The organism is Serratia sp. NPDC078593 (assembly GCF_050268245.1).
In the GTDB taxonomy this organism is placed as follows: domain Bacteria; phylum Pseudomonadota; class Gammaproteobacteria; order Enterobacterales; family Enterobacteriaceae; genus JBNNGK01.
In genome coordinates this window covers 109,021-130,179 of sequence record NZ_JBNNGK010000001.1, presented here as the reverse complement: position 1 = coordinate 130,179, position 21,159 = coordinate 109,021, and the positions used below count along the sequence as shown (strand labels likewise).

Annotated in this window: 17 protein-coding genes and 1 riboswitch; of the genes, 6 read left to right on the top strand and 11 right to left on the bottom strand. The window is 51.8% G+C overall.

Annotated elements, in window-relative coordinates; all coding sequences use genetic code 11:
- Nucleotides 1-325 precede the first annotated feature (325 nt).
- Entirely contained in the window at nucleotides 326-1,093 is a 768-nt protein-coding gene (locus ACQKDS_RS00585; protein ID WP_399664828.1) for a DedA family protein, read from the top strand.
- A gap of 37 nt (nucleotides 1,094-1,130) precedes the next feature.
- On the opposite strand, the gene ilvN is transcribed toward ACQKDS_RS00585, so the two are convergent.
- From ilvN to sgrR, 7 genes are all read right to left on the bottom strand, one after another.
- Nucleotides 1,131-1,421, bottom strand: coding sequence for an acetolactate synthase small subunit (ilvN, locus tag ACQKDS_RS00580; RefSeq protein WP_399664831.1), 291 nt, complete (start codon nucleotides 1,419-1,421; stop codon nucleotides 1,131-1,133).
- A gap of 3 nt (nucleotides 1,422-1,424) precedes the next feature.
- Entirely contained in the window at nucleotides 1,425-3,119 is a 1,695-nt protein-coding gene (ilvB, locus tag ACQKDS_RS00575) for an acetolactate synthase large subunit (RefSeq protein WP_399664834.1), read from the bottom strand.
- 112 nt (nucleotides 3,120-3,231) lie between these two features.
- A complete protein-coding gene (gene ivbL, locus ACQKDS_RS00570; RefSeq protein WP_218167600.1) occupies nucleotides 3,232-3,345 on the bottom strand; it encodes an ilvB operon leader peptide IvbL in 114 nt (37 codons plus the stop codon).
- An 88-nt stretch (nucleotides 3,346-3,433) separates the two neighbouring features.
- Nucleotides 3,434-4,138, bottom strand: coding sequence for a thiamine ABC transporter ATP-binding protein ThiQ (gene thiQ, locus ACQKDS_RS00565; protein ID WP_399664837.1), 705 nt, complete (start codon nucleotides 4,136-4,138; stop codon nucleotides 3,434-3,436).
- Nucleotides 4,125-5,732: a thiamine/thiamine pyrophosphate ABC transporter permease ThiP gene (gene thiP / locus ACQKDS_RS00560; protein WP_399664840.1), complete on the bottom strand. Its 1,608-nt coding sequence runs from the start codon at nucleotides 5,730-5,732 to the stop codon at nucleotides 4,125-4,127. Before thiP ends, thiQ begins: the two co-directional genes overlap by 14 nt.
- Entirely contained in the window at nucleotides 5,708-6,694 is a 987-nt protein-coding gene (thiB, locus tag ACQKDS_RS00555; protein WP_399664843.1) for a thiamine ABC transporter substrate binding subunit, read from the bottom strand. Before thiB ends, thiP begins: the two co-directional genes overlap by 25 nt.
- Nucleotides 6,695-6,738: 44 nt before the next feature.
- Nucleotides 6,739-6,891: riboswitch (TPP riboswitch) on the bottom strand.
- A 37-nt stretch (nucleotides 6,892-6,928) separates the two neighbouring features.
- Entirely contained in the window at nucleotides 6,929-8,590 is a 1,662-nt protein-coding gene (sgrR, locus tag ACQKDS_RS00550; RefSeq protein ID WP_399664846.1) for an HTH-type transcriptional regulator SgrR, read from the bottom strand.
- 87 nt (nucleotides 8,591-8,677) lie between these two features.
- Here sgrR and sgrT point away from each other — a divergent pair, with 87 nt between their 5' ends.
- The 3 genes from sgrT (at nucleotide 8,678) to ACQKDS_RS00535 (ending at nucleotide 11,982) form a co-directional block, all read left to right on the top strand.
- Nucleotides 8,678-8,851, top strand: coding sequence for a glucose uptake inhibitor SgrT (gene sgrT / locus ACQKDS_RS00545; RefSeq protein ID WP_399664849.1), 174 nt, complete (start codon nucleotides 8,678-8,680; stop codon nucleotides 8,849-8,851).
- Nucleotides 8,852-9,188: 337 nt separating this feature from the next.
- A complete protein-coding gene (locus ACQKDS_RS00540; RefSeq protein WP_399664852.1) occupies nucleotides 9,189-10,376 on the top strand; it encodes a sugar efflux transporter in 1,188 nt (395 codons plus the stop codon).
- A 133-nt stretch (nucleotides 10,377-10,509) separates the two neighbouring features.
- The gene (locus ACQKDS_RS00535; protein ID WP_399664855.1) at nucleotides 10,510-11,982 is read left to right on the top strand and encodes a DASS family sodium-coupled anion symporter; all 1,473 of its coding nucleotides are present in this window, start codon (nucleotides 10,510-10,512) and stop codon (nucleotides 11,980-11,982) included.
- A 157-nt stretch (nucleotides 11,983-12,139) separates the two neighbouring features.
- Here ACQKDS_RS00535 and leuD read toward each other — a convergent pair whose 3' ends face one another.
- Genes leuD through leuA form a run of 4 tightly spaced genes read right to left on the bottom strand, consistent with a single transcriptional unit; the run spans nucleotide 12,140 to nucleotide 16,824 of the window.
- A complete protein-coding gene (gene leuD / locus ACQKDS_RS00530) occupies nucleotides 12,140-12,742 on the bottom strand; it encodes a 3-isopropylmalate dehydratase small subunit (protein WP_399664858.1) in 603 nt (200 codons plus the stop codon).
- 11 nt (nucleotides 12,743-12,753) lie between these two features.
- The gene (gene leuC, locus ACQKDS_RS00525) at nucleotides 12,754-14,154 is read right to left on the bottom strand and encodes a 3-isopropylmalate dehydratase large subunit (RefSeq protein ID WP_399664861.1); all 1,401 of its coding nucleotides are present in this window, start codon (nucleotides 14,152-14,154) and stop codon (nucleotides 12,754-12,756) included.
- A gap of 1 nt (nucleotide 14,155) precedes the next feature.
- A complete protein-coding gene (leuB, locus tag ACQKDS_RS00520) occupies nucleotides 14,156-15,247 on the bottom strand; it encodes a 3-isopropylmalate dehydrogenase (protein ID WP_399664864.1) in 1,092 nt (363 codons plus the stop codon).
- 2 nt (nucleotides 15,248-15,249) lie between these two features.
- The gene (leuA, locus tag ACQKDS_RS00515; RefSeq protein ID WP_399664866.1) at nucleotides 15,250-16,824 is read right to left on the bottom strand and encodes a 2-isopropylmalate synthase; all 1,575 of its coding nucleotides are present in this window, start codon (nucleotides 16,822-16,824) and stop codon (nucleotides 15,250-15,252) included.
- A gap of 903 nt (nucleotides 16,825-17,727) precedes the next feature.
- On the opposite strand from leuA, the gene leuO reads away from it, so the two are divergent.
- Nucleotides 17,728-18,675 (top strand): transcriptional regulator LeuO, encoded by a 948-nt coding sequence (gene leuO / locus ACQKDS_RS00510; protein WP_399664869.1) that lies wholly within the window; start codon nucleotides 17,728-17,730, stop codon nucleotides 18,673-18,675.
- Nucleotides 18,676-19,135: 460 nt separating this feature from the next.
- Nucleotides 19,136-20,935, top strand: coding sequence for an AMP-dependent synthetase/ligase (locus tag ACQKDS_RS00505; RefSeq protein ID WP_399664872.1), 1,800 nt, complete (start codon nucleotides 19,136-19,138; stop codon nucleotides 20,933-20,935).
- Nucleotides 20,936-21,159 lie beyond the last annotated feature (224 nt).

The following is a 21,159-nucleotide window of genomic DNA, read 5'->3' as shown; positions in this document are numbered from 1 at the left end:
CTCAAGCCGCAGCGTTGTTGGCTGTGTGTGTTCATCCCCAGTCACTTACCGGAGTAAGCTTCTTAGGACTCACTTTCAGGCCGCTTGGTTACAATGTGAGATCTCTTGAGTATGCCGCCGTGTGGCGCGGTGAATTGCGTATACCCGGCGGAGTGCGGCGGAAGACGTTGCGCTAAATTATTAGGTTACAGTATGGTTTTTTATACAGTCATTGTCTATCGTCGTGCTACGCTGCCAAAAACGCATACAATTCAGCAGTTGACTCGTTTATACACTGACTGGACAATCTTCGGCCCGGCGATTTTCAATACTCAATAGAGGTTTAATGGAAGCCTATTTGCAGCATCTGATTACTCAGTCATTGGCTTTCACCTTGATGGTGATCGCGCTGGTGGCGTTTCTGGAATCGTTGGCTTTGGTGGGTTTGTTGCTGCCGGGCACGGTGATGATGGCCAGCATTGGTGCGCTAATTGGCAGCGGACAGGTGGATTTTTATTTGGCGTGGGCGGCGGGGATTGTCGGTTGTTTATTGGGTGACTGGATTTCCTATTTTATTGGTCGTGCGTTCAAAGGGCCGCTGCATCGTTGGTCATTTTTGAAAAAACACAAAGCGATGCTTGACCGTACGGAACATGCGTTGCATCAGCACAGTATTTTTACCGTATTGCTAGGGCGTTTTGTGGGGCCGACGCGCCCCTTGGTACCCATGGTCGCGGGGATGCTCGAACTGCCGCCCTATAAATTTGCCTTGCCGAACGTTATCGGCTGCGTTACGTGGCCACCGGTGTATTTCTTTCCCGGTATTCTGGCGGGTGTGGCAATCGATATTCCTGCCAGCGCTAATGGCGCAGTGTTCAAATGGCTATTGTTCGCCGTCGTGGTGTTGGTGTGGTTAGCCGCGTGGCTGAGTTGGCGTTGGTGGCGAGAAAGCAAGCGTGGCACCGATCGGTTGAGTGCTTGGCTGACACCGATACGTTTGCGTGTTGCTTGCGTCCTCAGCACGGTTGCTGCCGTTGCCTGTTTCTACGTGATGTGCCAGCAACCCTTGATGCCCGTTTATCGCCACCTGTTGTGGCAAGTTCTCGCCGGGTAATGATGCCAGCGCGCCCCGGTATCAGGGCGCGGTAAGCCTATTGGAAAAACGTTTCTAACTGTTCAAATACCCGCACGTCTTCGCTGTGGCGTTTTACCTGTAGCACGTCTTCGAGCTTTTCGACCTGGCTTATCATCTGCACCAAACGCTGGTCATCGGCGACCAATAGCCAGATGCGGCTTTGCTTACCGTCTTTTAACGGCATACACAAAATACCTTCCACGTTGAAGGCGCGACGAGCAAATAGGCCGCAAACGTGCGACATCACACCCGGATGGTTGCGAACCGCCAGCTCGAGGATCACCTGTGAATTTTTTGCTTCTGGCATGGTTTATTCTCCAATCATGTCGATGTTAGCGGCACCGGGGGGCACCATCGGGAAGACTTTTTCGTGGGTATCGATCAGCGCGTGGATCAGGCAAGGGCCGGGGCGCTGGATGGCTTCTGCCAGCGCCGCGTGAGGATCCGCTGCTGCATTCAAATCACAGGTATCCAGGCCGAAACCGGCGGCGATCTTGATGAAATCAGTGCGTTTCGGATAGGCAGAGGCAAAAATATGCTGCTGATAAAATAAGGTTTGTTGCTGGTGTACTAACCCCAGCGCCTGATTGTTCATCAGAATGATTTTTACGTCGAGATCGTGTTCTACCGCGGTGGCCATCTCTTGAATGTTCATCATCAGGCTGCCATCACCGGAAAAACACAGCACTTTGCGCTGTGGTTCAGCCAGTGCGGCACCAATTGCCGTCGGCAGGCCAAATCCCATGGTGCCAAGGCCTCCAGACGTCATCCACTGGCGTGGGCGGCGCAGTGGGTAAGCCTGCGCTACCCACATCTGATGCTGACCGACGTCGGTAGTGATAATGGCGCTTTCGTCAACGCAGCGCGCGGCTGCCAGTACCAGACCATAATGGCTCAATGGATCGTCGGCGTTTGGCATACTGAATGGAAACTCGCGTTTTAGATCGTTCACGGTAGTCAGCCATTCACTGCGCGGCTGCGCATCGATCTGCGGCAGTAACTGTTGCAGTACTTGGCCAACGTCGCCATGAATGGCCACCTGCGGCTGTTTGACTTTACCCAGCTCGGCGCGGTCGATATCGACGTGAATGATTTTCGCATTCGGGCAGAATTGCTCGGTTTTACCGATCGCGCGGTCGTCAAAACGTGCCCCTAGTACGATCAGCAGGTCAGCTTCTTGTAAAATAAAGTTGGTGCTGCGCGCGGCGTGCATCCCTAACATACCCAGTGACAGCGGGTGATCGACCGGCATTGCGCCCAGCGCCATCAGCGTCATGGTGGTGGGCAAGTTGGCACGTTCCGCCAGCGTTAACGCCGCCCGGTGTGCGTCTGCGCAGATGATGCCGCCGCCCAGATACAAGATAGGCCGTTTGGCCTGATTGATCAGGGCTGCCGCTTGGCGTACGTCGTCGGTTGCGAATGCGGGGGCCGGGTCGGGCGTCGCGATCGGCGGTAATTGTTCCAGTTCGATTTCGGCAGTTTGTACGTCTTTTGGAATATCGATCCATACCGGCCCAGGGCGGCCAGATTCCGCGATGCGGAATGCGTCGTACATCACCTGCGGTAACTCGCGGATATCGCGTACCAGATGATTATGTTTCGTGATCGGGATAGAAATGCCGTAGGTATCCACTTCTTGGAACGCGTCGGTGCCGATCATTGAAGAGGGCACCTGCCCGGTGATGCACACCAGCGGAATTGAATCGAGTTTGGCATCGGCAATGGCGGTAACCAAGTTGGTAGCACCTGGCCCACTGGACGCGATACACACCGCTGCTTTGCCGTTAGCCCGTGCCATGCCTTGTGCCATAAAGCCAGCTCCCTGCTCATGACGGGCCAAAACGTGGTGAATCTTATGGCTTTGGCTCAGTGCGTCATACAGCGGTAGTGCTGCGCCTCCGGGAATACCGGCGACGGTAGTGATGCCTTGACGCTCCAGCAGATAGACAATCAACTGGGCGCCGGTAAAGCGCTGCCGTGGATGAGGTGTATCCGAAATTGCCATGTTCCTATCCTTTTCTCAGAGCCGGTTCGCTTCGCTGAGCAGGGTATAGAAACAAGAAACCCCGCCCGGTTTGCGCCGGCGGGGTTTGGGAATCGATGCGTTGATTCAGACCCTACGGCGCATTGCCGACGACCACCACCACACGCACGACGACCACCGCGGCGGGTAGCGCGGTAATAAGTAGGGTCGAAGTCAGCGAGGATGCGATCACAGGGAACCTTATCATCAGTAATGAAATACAGAATTTTATAAAACCACAGGTGCAAAATTCGCACAACAGGTTTATTGGCGCAGCATAAAAAACGCGCGCCAGATCACGCTTTAATCGCTATACCCAATATGCTGGCTTCAGCCGCGCTGCCATCGAGCAGCGCTTGAGTCGGGCCGTCGTAATAGATTCGCCCATCGACCACCAGCAGCGTGCGTTGGGCGATGCGAGCGGCATCATCTAGGTTATGCGACACCATCAGCAATGTCAGGTTGCGCTGGTGACACACCTCATCTAGCCGTTGCAACATGTCACTGCGCAAGGCGGGATCGAGCGCTGAAAAGGGTTCATCAAGCAACAGGATCGGCTGTTGACGAATGAGGCAACGCGCCAATGCCGCACGTTGGCGCTGGCCGCCAGACAGTTGCGAAGGTAAGCGTGGTAGGTGGTCGTTGAGCCCGACCTGTTCGGCAATGCGCTCGACGTGCTGGTGTTGCTGAAGGTTCAAGCGTAAGCCGGGATCCAGCCCTAATCCGATGTTTTGTCTTACCGTCAGATGGGCAAACAGGTTATTTTCCTGAAATAGCATCGAGACCGGTCTTTTTGACGGTGACGTATGGGTATGGTCGTTGCCGTTGAGTCGCAGTGTGCCGCTGGTTGCGGGCAAAAAGCCGGCAATCAGGCTGAGCAACGTGCTTTTTCCCGCGCCGCTGGGGCCGAGCACCGCCACGCGTTCGCCCGGCTGGATGCTCAGATCAAACCGCATCGGCAAGTGTTCATACAGGTAAGTGAGTTTCTCAAGCTTTATCATTGCGGCCCGGTAAGCGTTCAATCAGGGTGAATAACAGGAAGCACAGTATTAACAATAACAGCGCGGTAATGGCACCGTCGTTGCTGCGATAGGCACCAATTTGTTGATAAAGATAGAAAGGCAGGGTACGAAATTGCTCATTGCCAAACAAGGCCACCACGCCGAAATCGCCAATTGATAGGACACAGGCGAAGGCGAGCGCTTGCGACAGTGGGCGGCGCAGGGCTTTCAATTCGATCCAACGCAGCCGTTGCCAACCTTGCATCCCCAGCGACAGACACAGCGGATTGTAGCGTTCTGCTACGTCGCGCATCGGGTTATCCAATACTTTTAATGCGTAAGGAACTGCCATCAGCGCATTGGTCAATATCACCAGTGCATAAGGGGATTGCGGCAGTCCTAACGTATCGCTAAACAGCAAGAAAAAACCGGTCGCCAACACGATACCTGGCATCGCTAGGATGACCATCCCACTCAGTTCTAGCATTTGCCCCCAGCGCAGACGCTGCCGTAATTTCAGTTCGCGGCTGCTCCACAGCAGCATCATGGTCAATACGACACACAGTAAACCGGCGCCAATCGCAATACGCAACGAGGTCAATAATGCCTGCCATAAAACTGGCTGTTGCAAGACGCGGAGCATCCCCTGATTGGCGCCGTCCACCACGACCGCCAGTAGCGGAGGCAGTAACAAGAGCAAGGCGGCGACGATCAGCAGGCAATCCGTAGCGCGTTGCCAACGGTTATCTTCCGGATTGCGCCAGTGGAAGGCCTGCGTATTGCCAACCGGTAGCGCCTGACTCAGCCGTTGGCTGAGTATCACCCACCCCAGACAGCAGGTTAATTGAATCAAAGCCAGTAATGCGGCGCGGCTGAGATCGTAGTCGTAGCTTAATGCCTGATAGATCGCCAGTTCGATAGTGGTGGCCTGCGGCCCGCCGCCCAGTGACAACACGGTGGCGAAACTGGCGAAGCACAACATGAAAATCAGTGCGCCACTCGGTAAAATTTGACGACGTAGTGCGGGCCATTCGACAAAGCGAAACTGTTGCCAACCGTTCATGCCTAACTGCGCCGCCAATTGGCGCTGTTCTACCGGAACGTTTTCCAGCGCTTGTAACAGCAGACGGGTGGCTAACGGCAGGTTGAAAAACAGATGTGCCAGCAGAATACCTTGCAGCCCGTACGGCGAAAAATGATATTCCACGCTCAACCAGCCGCACAGGGTTGCTAACCATCCCTGACGGCCATAAACGGTGAGCAGCCCAAACACCGCAACCAACACTGGCAATACCAGTGTCATGGCGCACAGCCGAAGTAGCAGCGTGCGGCCAAGAAAACGGCGGCGATACAGCGCGCGCGCCAACGCAATGGCGGGCAACACCGAGATCAATGCGGACAGCAGAGCCTGCCAGAAGGTGAAGCGCACCACGTGCCACAAATAACTATCCTGCCAAATAGCACGCCAGTCGCTTTGCGGCGCATGACGCCACAGCGAGCCGAAGGCCAGCAAGGCGACCAGCAAAATAACGCTGGCGGCCACTAGCCCGGGCCATAGCCAACGTGGGATCACTGGCTGACGGCGGTTTGCCATGCGCGTATCCAGTTGCTGCGTTGTTTCGCGACCTCTTCCGCGCTGTATTGCAATGCGGTTTGTGGCACGGTCATGCGTTCAAAACCGGACGGCAGAGACGTGTTGATCACCGGGTACATCCAGTTGCCCGTTGGAAGGGTATTCTGGAACGCGGGGGTCACAATAAATTGCATGAAGCGTTCCGCTAATTGAGGGTGCTTACTGGCTTTTAGCTTACCGGCTACTTCAACTTGCAAATAGTGACCTTCGCTAAAATTGGCCGCTGCGTAGGTGTCCTTTTTCTCTTCGATCAGATGATAGGCCGGGGATGTGGTGTAGCTCAGTACCAAATCGCCTTCGCCTTTCAGGAATAAACCGTAGGCCTCGCTCCAGCCTTTGGTAACGGTAACGGTTTTTTTCGCCAATTGCTGCCACGCAAGCGGTGCCTGATCGCCATAGACTTTCTGTATCCAAAGCAGCAGTCCCAACCCCGGCGTGCTGGTGCGCGGATCCTGATAGATCACTTTCCAAGGGTGTGGGCTACTGATCAGCTCTTTGAGGCTTTTGGGCGGATGCTTCAGCGTCTGTTTGTTGTAAACGAAGGCGAAATAGCCGTAATCATAGGGGACGAAGGTTTTGTTCTGCCAACCGCCGGGCAGCGTGAGTTTACTGTTATCAATATCGCTAGGTGCAAACAGATCGGTCTGCTGAGCGGCGTGCAACAGGTTATTGTCTAATCCCAGCACCACGTCTGCCTTGCTGTTTTTGCCTTCCATACGTAGCCGATTGAGCAATGACACGCCATCTTCCAGTGCGACAAACTTCAGTTCACAGTCGCACTCTGCTTCGAAGGCTTTTTTGATGGCAGAGCCCGGGCCCCATTCGGCGGCGAACGAATCGTAGGTGTAAACCGTCAGGGTTTCTTTTGCCAATGCGGGTGCTGCGAGCAGCAAAAAGAGGCAGGGCAGGTATTTTTTGATCACTTTGCACTCCTGTAATAATAGGGGCAAGGTCTCTGAGGGCAGCTGCGGCTGCCATGCTCAAATCCCTCCGCCGGTATTGACCGGATCAGGTTCGACGGGTTTATCCCCTTTATCAATGGCGTGGTTGCCGTGTGGCCGCAACGCCGTTGTGTGGGTATATCTCAGCAAAAATTGTTTCTGCACCCCGTTGAGACGGCGCTATTGTAAAGAGTAAGTTGCATCGGTGAAAGACGATTATGCTTCCGGTGGCGCAAACCAGGCCGATTTAAAATCAAACCAGCCAAGCGTATTCATGCGAACGCCGCGCATACTGCGCTGGCCGTGCAGTTTCAGCCAGTGGTGGAACAACGGATGCAAATGATGCTGATTCACTAATCGCTGACAGAACTCAGCCAACGGCAAGCGGTTATCTCGCCACATTGTGGCATCCTGGCTGAGATCTTCACTCATGCAGTGTTGCATCAATGGCAGTTCGTACAGCGTTGCGAATAGCGAAAATTCCAACGGTAAATAGAAGTTAGCGCTGCCCAGCCACAGATCGCTGTGCGCATCGCCTTGGTGCCATTGTTGATAATCGATAATTTGCACATTCAACTTGATGCCGTGCGCCGCTAACAAGGGTTCAATGGCTCCGCTGATGGCGTAAAACTCGGAATGCTCGCCGTAATAGGTCAACGTCAGTTCGGTTAATCCTTGCGGTTTGGGTTGCTGCCCCAGTTCACAGTTGTGATGCCAGCGCGGTAAAATGCCATAGGCGGGTGACCAATAACGTTGGTATACCGGATCCGCGTGGCTCAGTAACGCAATAGGGTTGATCAGTTCGCATAGCCAACGGCGGATCGCCGGATCGCGACACTGCGCTGAGCGCTGATCGAACAGTAAGAAATAACACCCTTCTTCCAACCGACTTTCCAGCTCGTTGTTAACGGTGTCGTCAGCCTGTAACTGTACGCCGGAGTGCACCAACTCCTCCGTTACCTCAGGCAGTACCCAGATATTGACCTCGTCAATCAGTGCGCGAAAGCCAAAATAATCATCAAAAGCGTGAATTTTCATCTGGTTTTGATGGTTACGTACTACGCGGTAGGGACCAGTGCCAATCGGGTGACGGGCGAAATCCGGCAGATTGTGCCATTCGCGCGGCAAAATCATCGCATGTACGCTGCCCAGCAGCCAAGGCAACCAGTAGTCAGGGGTATGTAAGTGAACATCGATAACATTGGTCGTTGGTGACGTGACGCGATCGAGATGTGAAAACAGTGGCTGAGGGATTAACCTTGCGAGTGATAAGATCACGTCCTCCATCTCCAACTCACGGCCATGATGAAAATGAATCACTGGCCGCAGATAAAAGCGCCAATGTAGCGGGGTTAAGGCTTGCCAGTGGTGAGACAGATCGGCTTCGAGTTCCCCATTTTCCTCATTTATTCGCGTCAATCCGCTGAAAATCTGCCGCGCTAGGTGCGTTTCTGAGCGGCGCAGCGCCGATCCGGGTAAGAGGTTATAGAGTTGGCGGTAGTACAACACGCGTAAGATGTGCTTACCTTGGCGGAAACTGCGGCCAAGTTGCGACAACAGCATCTGGCGTACCACACTTTTATCGCCGACTAATTGCACCAACTGATCGATATGATCCTGTTCGAGTAACGCCTCTGCACGTTGTTGCTGTAGAGCCAGACCGGTGTAATTGAAGATGAGCTGCGAGCGCTTGCCGCGCCCGACTTCCGCCTGCCAAGTGAGCCAACCTTCTCGCTGCATGGCACCCAGCAACGAGCGGACGTGGCGGCGTGAACAACTGAGTACCTCGGCCAGTTCTTGCAGCGTGGTTTCGGTGGTCTCGCCGTGGCAGCGTTGCCACAGGCGGATGAACTGTTGTTGCAGGCGTGAAGTTGACATAAAAGAGGAACGCTCCGCGATGAACTCGTCAATTTATCTTTCCCTATATTACGCCGATACTTTTATCCATTGAAAGGGGGACGGCTTATGAAGATTTTATTGTCGAAGCAGTTTTATCAGCGTTATTTCGCCGCGATTAACCGCCAACATGCCGACTGGTTGACGTTGATACCGCCGCAGGCACGCATGGAGATGCTGGCTCATTTAACCCAGTGGGATACGCCGACGCTGACGGATGAACAATATCGTGAACGCCTCTAAGTAGCAGAGGTTGGCACTTGAAATAATTTGAGCTGCGCTGTGAGGCTGGCTACGGTGCAGCGTGAAGGATAATGAATAGACCCTTCATACTTCACGTTGCTTGGGTGTTGGCTGCCTTCCTTCACCCTGGTCACATAGTTGGCTATGCTCCCAGGGACTCATTCAGTTGCCGCCTACAAGCAACTCGAATTATCTTGGGTATAACCGGTTTCTGAGTAATGGTGCTCTTCACCAGCCAGTGGGGTAACCCACTGGTTTTTTTATCGTCTCTCGTGGCTTTATTCTCGGCATGTCCTTCTGTAGCATAACCTTTTTACCTCTGATCAGGGATGCGGGTATGAATGTTAAACGTGGGTGGCTGCACCGTTTTAATCCTGTTTTTGCTGCTTTCCTGATTGTCGCTTTTCTTTCCGGTATTGCGGGAGCCTTACAAGCGCCAACGTTGAGCCTGTTTTTGACGACGGAGGTTAACGTTCGGCCACTGTGGGTCGGGCTGTTTTATACCGTTAACGCCGTTGCTGGCATTATCGTTAGCTTTTTGCTGGCAAAACGTTCAGATACGCGGGGCGATCGCCGTAAACTGATTTTGCTCTGCTGCCTGATGGCGGTTGGTAACTGTACGCTGTTTGCCTTTAATCGGGATTATTTGACGCTGATTACCGCCGGGGTGCTGCTGGCGGCGATCGCCAATACTGCGATGCCGCAAATTTTTGCCTTGGCGCGTGAATATGCCGATAGTTCGGCACGTGAAGTGGTGATGTTCAGTTCGGTAATGCGTGCTCAGCTATCATTGGCTTGGGTCATTGGGCCACCGTTGTCATTTACTTTGGCGCTGAACTACGGCTTTACCGTGATGTTCTTGATTGCCGCAGGCATTTTTGTCCTCAGCGGGTTGTTGGTATGGTTTTGTTTGCCGTCAGTACCGCGCGAAGCGCAAACTGGCAGCCTGAACGTATCCCCGATCGCACCGCCTAGCGCCTGGCGCAACCGAGATGTGCGCCGGTTATTCTTGGCATCAATGCTGATGTGGACGTGCAACACCATGTATATCATTGATATGCCACTGTACATTACTCAGGATCTTGGGCTGCCAGAGCGGTTGGCTGGCTTGTTGATGGGGACTGCCGCTGGGCTGGAAATTCCGGCAATGCTGTTGGCGGGATATGTGGTCAAACGTTTTGGCAAGCGCAAGATGATGTTGTTTGCTGTGACGGCTGGCATCCTGTTTTATGCCGGTTTGGTGCTGTTTCAGTTCAAGTCGGCGTTGATCGCGTTACAATTATTCAATGCCATTTTCATCGGTATTATCGCCGGGATTGGCATGCTGTATTTTCAGGATTTAATGCCGGGTCGGCCAGGTGCCGCCACCACCCTATTCACCAACAGTATTTCCACCGGTGTGATTCTGGCAGGGATTTTACAAGGTGCGCTGGTCGAAAATCTCGGCCATTATGCGGTGTATTGGCTGGCGGTGCTGCTGGCTGCACTCTCACTGTGGTTATGCAGCCGCGTACGTGAAGTATGATGGCTAATGTCGCTATCATTGATGTATGTCATTGAGGCGCTAACACCATTCCCCCAAGCTAAATCCACTTGCCGCGCGCTGTGCGCTGGCCATCTTGTCACTGAGATGTCGCTTCGTTGAAAACGGGTGTGTTATGGACAAACTAACGCCGCTCAAACCGGTTCCCTCCTTGATTGCAGTCTCCGCTGCGCTATTTATCTGGTTCGTCATTCCGGTACCCGACGGCGTTGAATCAAATGCCTGGCAACTACTGGCGCTGTTTATCGGCACCATTATTGCCATTATTGGCAAAGCGATGCCAATTGGGGCGGTTTCGATCATTGCCATGGCCTTGGTAGCGCTCACTCAGGTTACGCATCCCGGTAATCCCTCGGCAGCGTTGAGTGACGCGCTGAGCGGGTTCTCCAATCCGTTGATTTGGCTGATTGGTTTCTCGATCATGATTTCACTGAGCCTAAATAAAACCGGCTTGGGGGGGCGGATTGGCTATTACTTTATTTCGTTGTTTGGCAAGAAAACGCTGGGCATTGCCTATGCGTTAACGCTGGCGGAAACCACACTCGCTCCGGTGACGCCGAGCAATACCGCGCGCGGTGGCGGGATTATTCACCCCATCATGAAGTCGATCGCCGACAGTTTTGGTTCTTCGCCCGCTCTCAACACGTCGGGGAAAATCGGGCGTTATCTGTCGCTGGTGAATTACAACATCAACCCCATCACATCGGCGATGTTTATCACCGCGACGGCTCCTAACCCATTAGTGGTTAGCCTTATCGCTAAAGGTACTCACGATAGCGTTGAGCTGACTTGGGGCACGTGGGCGCTGGCGGCGTTGGTGCCGGGGATTTGCGCGTTGATTGTGATGCCGTTGGTGATTTATTTACTTTATTCGCCGGAAATAAAAAGTACGCCAGATGCGCCGCACTTCGCGCAGGAAAAACTACGGTCGCTGGGAGCGGTGACGCGTGCAGAGAAAATTACCCTGGCCGTGTTTGCGCTGTTATTGGTGTTGTGGGCAGGCATTCCGGCGATGATCTTTGGCCCAGCGTTAGCGGTAAACCCAACGACCGCTGCGTTGATTGGGCTGGCGGTGTTGCTGGGTAGTGGCGTGCTCAGTTGGGATGATATTTTAAAGCACAAAGGCGCATGGGATACGGTGGTGTGGTTTTCTGCGCTGGTGATGATGGCGACGTTTTTGGGCAAACTTGGGCTTATCGCTTGGCTGTCACAAACGGTCGGCACGGGTATTGCCCATATGGGCATGAGTTGGGTGGGGGGAACGTTGCTGTTAACGTTGATTTATCTCTATTCGCACTATTTCTTTGCCAGCACTACCGCACACGTGACCGCCATGTTTGCTGCGTTCTTTGCTGCGGGGATCGCGCTTGGCGCGCCGCCGATGTTGCTTGGTCTGATTCTGGCTTTCTCATCGTCATTGATGATGTCGTTAACCCATTATGCCACCGGTACCGCCCCGATTATTTTTGGTTCGGGCTACGTGACGTTGGCCGAGTGGTGGAAAACGGGCTTGGTGATGAGTATCGTCAACCTGCTGATTTGGTTAGTCATTGGCGGGGTGTGGTGGAAGTGGTTAGGCTATTGGTAAACAACGGACGGCTACAAAGCCAGTTATTAGAGGGCGCGTGGCGATAGTGACGTTGTGGCGTAAGCCATCGGTTATACCAAGCTGAGGCCCCCGAGCTATCGCAAGACGTTGCCATCAACCGCAACGATTCCCGCCGTTTGGCGGGAACCGTTGGCAATCAGTTCAGGAAGTCGGGAAGCTTGGCTTCGTACTGAGTGATATCTGCTTCGTGTTGCAGCGTCAGCCCGATGCTATCCAATCCGTTGATCATGCAGTGGCGGCGGAAGCTGTCGATTTCAAACGAATAGCTGTTGCCACCGGCGTTTACCGTCTGGTTTTCTAAATCGACGGTAAACTCAATGCCTTCGTGTTCTGCGACCAGCTTGAACAACGTATCAACGTCTTGCTCGCTCAACGTCACCGGCAACAGCTGATTGTTAAACGCGTTGCCGTAGAAGATGTCGGCAAAGCTGGGTGCAATCACCACGCTGAAACCGTAATCGGTCAGCGCCCACGGCGCATGTTCACGTGACGAGCCGCAGCCAAAATTTTCCCGAGCCAGTAGAATGCTCGCACCTTGATAGCGTGGTTTGTTCAGCACGAAGTCAGGGTTAGGCTGTTGGCCGGCATCATCCAGAAAGCGCCAGTCGTTGAACAGATGCTGGCCGAAACCGGTACGCGTCACTTTCTGTAAGAATTGTTTCGGAATAATGGCGTCGGTATCGACGTTTGCCGCATCCAATGGCACCACGATGCCTGTATGTTGAGTAAATTTAGCCACGGTGGTGCTCCTTAGTGCAATTCACGGATGTCGGCGAAATGGCCGCTAACGGCAGCGGCGGCGGCCATCGCAGGGCTGACCAAATGCGTACGCCCGCCACGCCCTTGGCGTCCTTCAAAGTTACGGTTGCTGGTGGATGCACAGCGCTCACCAGGATTTAAGCGATCGTTGTTCATGGCCAGGCACATTGAGCAACCGGGCAAGCGCCACTCGAACCCCGCTTCGATAAAGATCTTATCTAATCCTTCGGCTTCAGCCTGTGCTTTGACCGGGCCAGAACCCGGCACCACAATGGCCTGCACGCCGCTGGCCACTTTACGGCCTTTGGCGATGGCCGCAGCGGCACGTAAATCCTCAATACGTGAGTTGGTGCAAGAACCAATGAAGACCTTATCGATCGGTACCTCAGTCAGTTTAATACCCGGTTTCAGATCCATATACGCCAAGGCTTTTTCTGCCGAAGCGCGTTCCACCGGATCGTTGAATGACTCTGGAGCCGGAATAACCTGATTAACGGCAATGACTTGGCCTGGGTTGGTGCCCCAAGTGACCTGTGGTGCAATATCTTCGGCGCGCAGGGTAACGACGCTGTCGAACTGGGCATCATCGTCAGATTTTAACGTGCGCCAGTAAGCCACGGCTTGCTCCCAGTTTTCACCAGTAGGCGCAAACTGACGGCCCTTCAGATAGGCGAAGGTGGTGTCATCCGGTGCAACCAGACCCGCTTTGGCACCCATCTCGATCGCCATATTGCACAGCGTCATGCGGCCCTCCATGCTGAGCTGTTCGATCGCTTGACCACAGAACTCCACAACATGACCGGTACCGCCTGCGCTACCCGTTTTACCGATCACCGCCAGCACGATATCTTTGGCGGTGATGCCTTCTGCCGCTACGCCGGTGACCTCAATTTTCATCGTCTTGGCGCGGCTTTGCTTCAGAGTTTGGGTCGCTAATACGTGTTCGACTTCGGAAGTCCCGATACCAAATGCCAATGAGCCAAACGCGCCGTGAGTGGCGGTATGAGAATCACCGCAAACGATAGTCATACCCGGCAGTGTCATACCTTGCTCAGGCCCGATAACGTGCACGATGCCTTGGAATGGGTGATTCAAGTCATACAGTGAAACGCCGAATTCGGCACAGTTCTTGATAAGCTCCTGCATTTGAATCCGCGCCATTTCGCCGCTGGCGTTGATGTCTTTGGTCTGCGTAGAGACGTTGTGATCCATCGTGGCGAAGGTTTTGCCCGGTTGGCGCACTTTACGGCCCATTGCTCGCAGGCCATCAAATGCCTGCGGGGAGGTGACTTCATGTACCAGATGGCGATCGATATACAGCAACGGCGTTTCGTTGGGCGCTTGATACACCACGTGGGCATCATATAATTTCTGATATAACGTCTTGGCCATGTTATGCCCCCTGAGTCACAAAGTGAGCGATAATGTCGCCCATTTCATCGGTACTGATCGCCTTGCCGTCACCAGCCAAATCGGCGGTGCGGTAACCTTGTTCCAGAGCCTGATTGATCGCGCGTTCGACCGCATCGGCAGCGTCGTCAGCCCCCAAGCTGTAACGCAACAGCAGGGTTGCCGACAGGATTTGGGCGATCGGGTTGGCGATGCCTTTGCCCGCAATATCCGGTGCGGAACCGCCAGCAGGTTCATACAGGCCGAATCCCGCCTCGTTCAAGCTAGCAGAAGGCAGCATGCCCATCGAGCCGGTAATCATGGCGCACTCATCGGACAGAATGTCGCCAAACAGATTAGAGCACAGCAGGACATCGAATTGCGCCGGATCCTTAATCAACTGCATGGTGGCGTTATCGATGTACATATGTGACAGTGAAACGTCAGGATAATCTTTGGCGACCTCATTAACCACTTCACGCCACAGAATAGAGCTTTGTAACACATTGGCTTTATCGATAGACGTCACTTTATTGCGGCGTTTGCGCGCCGATTCAAAAGCAATACGCGCAATACGCTCGATCTCGAAGCGATGATAAACCTCAGTATCAAAAGCGCGCTCCTGCATACCTTGGCCTTCACGGCCTTTTGGCTGACCAAAATAGATGCCACCGGTTAATTCACGCACGCATAAAATGTCGAAGCCGTTAGCCGCGATGTCGGCACGCAAGGGGCAAAAGGCTTCCAGCCCTTGATACAGGCGTGCCGGGCGCAGGTTGCTGAACAATTTGAAATGTTTACGCAGCGGTAGCAAAGCACCGCGCTCAGGTTGTTCTGCCGGCGGCAGATGTTCCCATTTGGGGCCACCTACCGAACCGAATAAAATCGCATCAGCCTGCTCACACCCCTCGACGGTCGCCGTGGGCAGTGGGCTGCCATGGCGATCGATGGCAATGCCACCCACGTCGTATTCGGCCTCAGTGATTCGAATATCAAAGCGTTGGCGGACTGCAGCCAATACTTTGCGTGCCTGAGCCATTACTTCCGGGCCGATTCCGTCTCCGGGTAAGACGGCAATGTGGTAAGTCTTCGTCATGTTCACACCGTTTCCTGATTATTTTGATGTTTGTTTTGTTGCAGACGCTGCTTTTCTTTTTCTACCTGCTGAGAGCGCCAAATATTATTCAATACGTGAATCATCGCTTTGGCGGAGGATTCTACGATGTCGGTTGCCAACCCGACGCCGTGGAAGCGACGGCCGTTATAGGAAACCACAATATCGACCTGACCCAGCGCATCACGACCTTGGCCTTTGGCCGTCAACTGGTATTTCACCAGTTCGATTGGATAGTCGGTAATACGATTGATGGCCTGATATACCGCGTCAACCGGGCCATTGCCGGTGGCCGCCTCAGCCTTCTCTTCGCCGCCGCAGATTAATTTAACGGAGGCGGTTGCCATAATGCTGCTGCCGGACTGCACGCTAAAGTAATCCAGACTGAAATGCTCAGGTTCTTCCTGTTGTTTATTAATGAACGCCAACGCTTCCAGGTCGTAGTCAAATACCTGGCCTTTTTTATCGGCCAGTTTCAGGAACGCGGCGTACAGGCTATCCAGATTGTAATCTTGTTCTTGATAGCCCATCTCTTCCATACGGTGTTTCACCGCTGCGCGGCCAGAACGGGAGGTCAGATTCAGCTGTACGTCTTTCAGACCGATGGTCTGTGGCGACATGATTTCGTAGTTTTCGCGGTTCTTCAGCACACCGTCTTGGTGAATGCCGGAAGAGTGTGCAAACGCATTGGTGCCGACGATGGCCTTGTTAGCAGGAATCGGCATATTACACAGTTGGCTGACCAATTGGCTGGTGCGATAAATTTCCTGATGATTGATGTTGGTGTGCACATTCATGATGTCCTGGCGCACTTTGATCGCCATGATCACTTCTTCTAACGACGTGTTACCGGCGCGTTCACCAATCCCGTTCAGCGTACCTTCTACCTGCCGGGCTCCGGCTTGTACCGCCGCGATAGAGTTACCAACAGCCATGCCCAGATCATCATGGCAGTGGACGGAAATAATGGCTTTATCAATGTTAGGAACACGATCATACAAAGTGGTGATAATACCGCCAAACTGATTAGGGGTAGTGTAGCCAACGGTATCTGGAATATTAATGGTGGTAGCCCCCGCATTGATTGCCGCTTCGACAACGCGACATAAATTGTCGATGGGGGTACGACCTGCATCTTCACAGGAGAATTCGACATCATCGGTGTAGTTACGTGCACGTTTTACCGAACGTACCGCCATTGCCAGCACTTCGTCGAAGGAACGTTTTAATTTTGATTCGATGTGCAAGGTTGAAGTGGCCAGAAACACGTGAATACGGAAGGCGTCGGCGACGCGCAGCGCTTCGGCCGCGACGTCAATGTCCTTATCGACACAACGTGCTAAACCACACACCCGGCTGTTTTTGATCTGGCGTGCAATGGTCTGCACAGATTCAAAATCGCCGGGAGAAGAAACCGGGAAACCGACTTCCATGACGTCAACACCCATTCTTTCCAGCGCCATAGCGATCTGAATCTTCTCTTTTACGCTCAGACTGGCTTGCAATGCCTGTTCGCCATCACGCAGTGTGGTATCGAAAATAATGACTTGCTGGCTCATCGTTTTGTTCCTTATCGTGTGAGATTCACGCTAAGCGGGCAAAAAAAAACCCGCGCAGTAGCGCGGGTTTCTTATGGGTGAGTGGCTGAATCAGCCCCGAACTCTGCCCACTGGCATACCGCGCAATGAAGATGCGTTAAGTAGTAGGCCTAGTAGGAGAGTCATACGGATCATGTGATTCAACTTCTCTTGTCGTGTGCGTTGCTTAATTTGATACTTTATTCACTGAGTGATGTCAACACTTGAGTGAAAACAAGGCATAGGATTCGATAGCTAATAAGTCAAAATGCTCAACAGAGTAAAGTTCGGAAAAAAAAGTCGTATTCAGGTTAAAAAAATCGACAGCTTTGCGAGGTTTTTAGCATAAATAGCCCGAATATTGCGATACCGCATTGCTTCTCGAGGCTGCTACGTTAAAATTCTCTTTGATATTGAAGATCGTATAGAGAGCTTTGTGAGGTTAAGGATATTTATGCTGCAAATGATTTTTATAGAAACTATATGTTATGCAAATTATCATTAAAGAAACTTGCGGGAAGATGAAATGGGTTGGTGGTAAAAGCATTCATTTTTATATTGCATGATTGTTCAATATCTATTTTTGTGGTCTTATTCATTGTAGAAGCGGGTAAACAGACTGAGTCTATTACTTGGGTGCCGTTGCTACTAAATTGTTAGTATGCCATCAGTGTCTCTTTATCTGGTGATTTAGGTATTATTCAGGGCACAAAGGTGCGCACTGTTGAACCAAATTTATATTGGATGATGCTCAATTGTTATCTTTAATGGATAGCAATTGAGATAACTAATTTTGCTGCATGGGAATAATAAAAGTGCTGAATTTGGCAGCGTGTTTCTTGTGCGTGAGCAGAATTATCTACATGGGACTTAGTGGAGTTAGATATGTCTGAATATAATTCAGGAAATTTCTTGGGAAAAGGGGCAGGCGATATTCACTTACGTAGTGTCGATCTTAATCTACTCACCGTTTTTGATGCCGTAATGCAAATGCAGAACATTACGCGAGCAGCTCACTCACTGGGTATGTCGCAACCCGCAGTGAGCAATGCTGTTGGACGCCTGAAAGTGATGTTCAATGATGAGTTATTTGTGCGGTTTGGCCGCGGCATTCAGCCAACCATGCGGGCGCGGCAACTGTTCGGCCCGGTGAGACAAGCCCTGCAACTGGTGCAAAATGAGTTGCCAGGATCGGGGTTTGATGAGTTAACCAGCGAACGCGTTTTCCCTATTTCAATTTGTCACCCGCTCGATTTACTCTTGACCGCTAAGGTCGTTAACAATGTAAAAAAACTGGCGCCGCAGGCCCATCTGCAAATTAAATCTTATCTAAATAATAACATTGAGCATCAGTTGCGTTATCAGGAAGTGGAGTTTGTGATCGGCTATATCCACTTTGAGCATAATGAGTTTCAAAGCAATGCATTATTTGAAGATGAATTGGTTCTGGTTGCATCAAAGGCACACGCCAGGATTGAGGGGAATGTTACACAGGCACAAGTTTTGGCTGAACAGCATGCCGTCGTTTCATTAGAAAGACTCTGTTCTTTTAGTCGACCATACTATATTGAAGATGCCATGCAGCGCATTGTTGCTCAGCAATGTACCGATTTGTACAGCGTATTAAATATTGTGTCACATACAGAAATGGTAGCAATCGCACCACGTTGGCTCGCTCAACAGCAGGCCGAAGCGCTGGGCTTGAAAATTTCTCCTTTGCCTTGGGAGAAAAATCACGTTACCTGTTATCTAACGTGGCATGAGTCTGCAGAACGGGATAAAGGCCATCAATGGATGAAGTCACTTCTCAATCAGGCTGAACTTCAGCGCTAATTTCCTCGGTTAATTAACCCGATGTGCTAATGCACATCAGGTTAATTACATGGCAAGTTTCCAATCTTAAGATATTACTGAATATTCATTGAGACGTGTCTCACTATTTTGACTCTATATCATTATGATGATGGAATATTTTACTAAGAAGAGTGCATGATTTTAAATCAACATTAAAATCTGATAATTTATTCATAACCAGTGTTTTCATCTTTTATCACTTTCTAAGTATTTAGTTGATTCATTCCTGCTGCAATAAATTTTTTATCCCCTTTGCCGAGTGATGGGAAACTATAACGCATTGATGTGTTTTGACTCACACTTCTACGCTGAAACTACTTTTCCCTCTGCTTTAGAGTAGGTAGACTGCGGGTAAAAAAGTAAACACGTGTAAGCTGAGATGCTGAGCGATGGCTCTGTTGAAGGCTCGCTGTTTGATTCATTTCAGGCTTAAAACTTTATGATCAATGATTTGCAGCACTATCACCAGGTTGAACGTATACAACATCATATTTCTTGCCGCGCCGATTGCATCGCTTTTCGTCAATGGACGCCTGCGGGAGAAAGCCAACTGACCTGGCAACAGGTCGGTATGCGCATCACTCACATTGCCAGTGCATTATTAGCAATGAATGTCGATGTTCAGGAAAGGGTGGCGATATTTGCCAACAACAGCATGGCGTGGTCGTTAGCCGATTTGGCAATCTTGCATTTGCGTGCGATCAGCGTGCCGCTGTACGCCACACATACCCCTGCTCAAGCGGCTTTCATCCTCAACGATGCGGATGTCCGAATTCTGTTCGTGGGTGATCAGGCGCAGATGGATGTGGCGATGGCGCTTCGTGGTGTTTGTCCACAGTTACAACACATCATCGTGTTCAATGACGAGGTTGATATACGGGGCTGTGACATTGCTCGCTATCTAAGCCAGGTAGAGTATGCTGCCGATGTGGCGCATTTTAAGCCGCAATTGACAGAACGCATTGCCAGTCGTGATTTAAAAGATTTGTTTACCTTAATTTATACCTCAGGTACCACGGGCGAACCCAAAGGTGTGATGCTGGATTATTGCAATATGGCCGCGCAGCTTTACCTGCATGATGAGCGTCTTAGTGTGAATGAGAACGACGTTTCACTCAGTTTCCTGCCGTTGTCACACGTTTTTGAGCGAGCCTGGAGCTTCTTTATTATGCATACCGGCGCGCAGAACGTATTTCTGCCTAACACTGATTGGGTGCGTGAGGCGATGGTGGTGGTGCAACCGACCGTAATGTGCGCGGTGCCACGTTTCTACGAAAAAATCTTTAGTGCGGTAAATGAAAAGGTTGCACGGGCGCCGTTGCTACGCCGTTCGTTATTCCACTGGGCGATTGTTTGTGGTGAACGTAAATTCCTGCGGGAGCGAGCAGGCAAACCGTTAGGTAAGCTGTTTGGATTCACGCATCGTTTGGCCGATAAGCTGGTGTTGAGTAAGCTGCGTGGCATTCTGGGCGGGCGGGTGCGTTTTCTACCGGCGGCGGGTGCCAAGCTGGATGACAATGTGATTTTGTTTTTCCAGGCGATGGGGGTGAACATCAAATATGGTTATGGCATGACAGAAACCTGCGCCACGGTTTCATGTTGGGAAGAGCAAGACTTCCGCTTTGGCTCGATTGGTAAGCCATTGCCTGCGGTGCAAGTCCGTATCGCTGAGGAGAACGAAATCCAGGTGCGCGGGCCGATCGTGATGCGCGGTTATTTCAACAAACCACTGGAAACAACGAATACCTTCACCGCGGATGGTTGGCTGAAAACAGGCGATGCTGGCACCATGGATGAGCATGGCAACTTATTTATTACCGAACGTCTGAAAGACTTGATGAAAACTTCTGGCGGCAAGTATATCGCACCGCAGATGTTGGAAGGTACATTGGCACAGGACCGTTTTATTGAACAGGTTGCGGTTGTCGCCGATGCTCGCAAATTTGTTTCTGCACTGATCGTACCCTGTTTTGAATCACTGGAAGAGTATGCCAAATCGATCAATCTGAAATATCACGATCGCTTAGAACTGTTGCGTAACAGCCACATTATCGAGATGTTTGAAAACCGTCTGCGTGATATGCAAAAAGAGTTGGCGCGTTTTGAGCAGGTGAAAAAGTTCACGCTGTTACCGGCGGCGTTTTCAATGGAGTTGGGTGAGCTAACTCCGACGCTAAAGCTGCGACGGAAGATAATCCTCCAGCGCTACCAAACTGAAATTGAGTCTATGTATCAGTAAAGTGAGCCCGGGGCAGGCCGTATGACGAAAAAATCAGCATACAGCCCGCCCGAGATAGTTCTGTAATTACGCATTATCTTGAAACAATGCCTAGCTGGATGATTTGCTGACTAGCGCATTGTTTTAACCCACCGTTAAACATTAGGTTATTAGCCATTCCTTGCGCTTTACCTCCTTATTTTGTCGTTTGCCTGCCTCATACTCTGGCGTTATGTTAGTGAGTT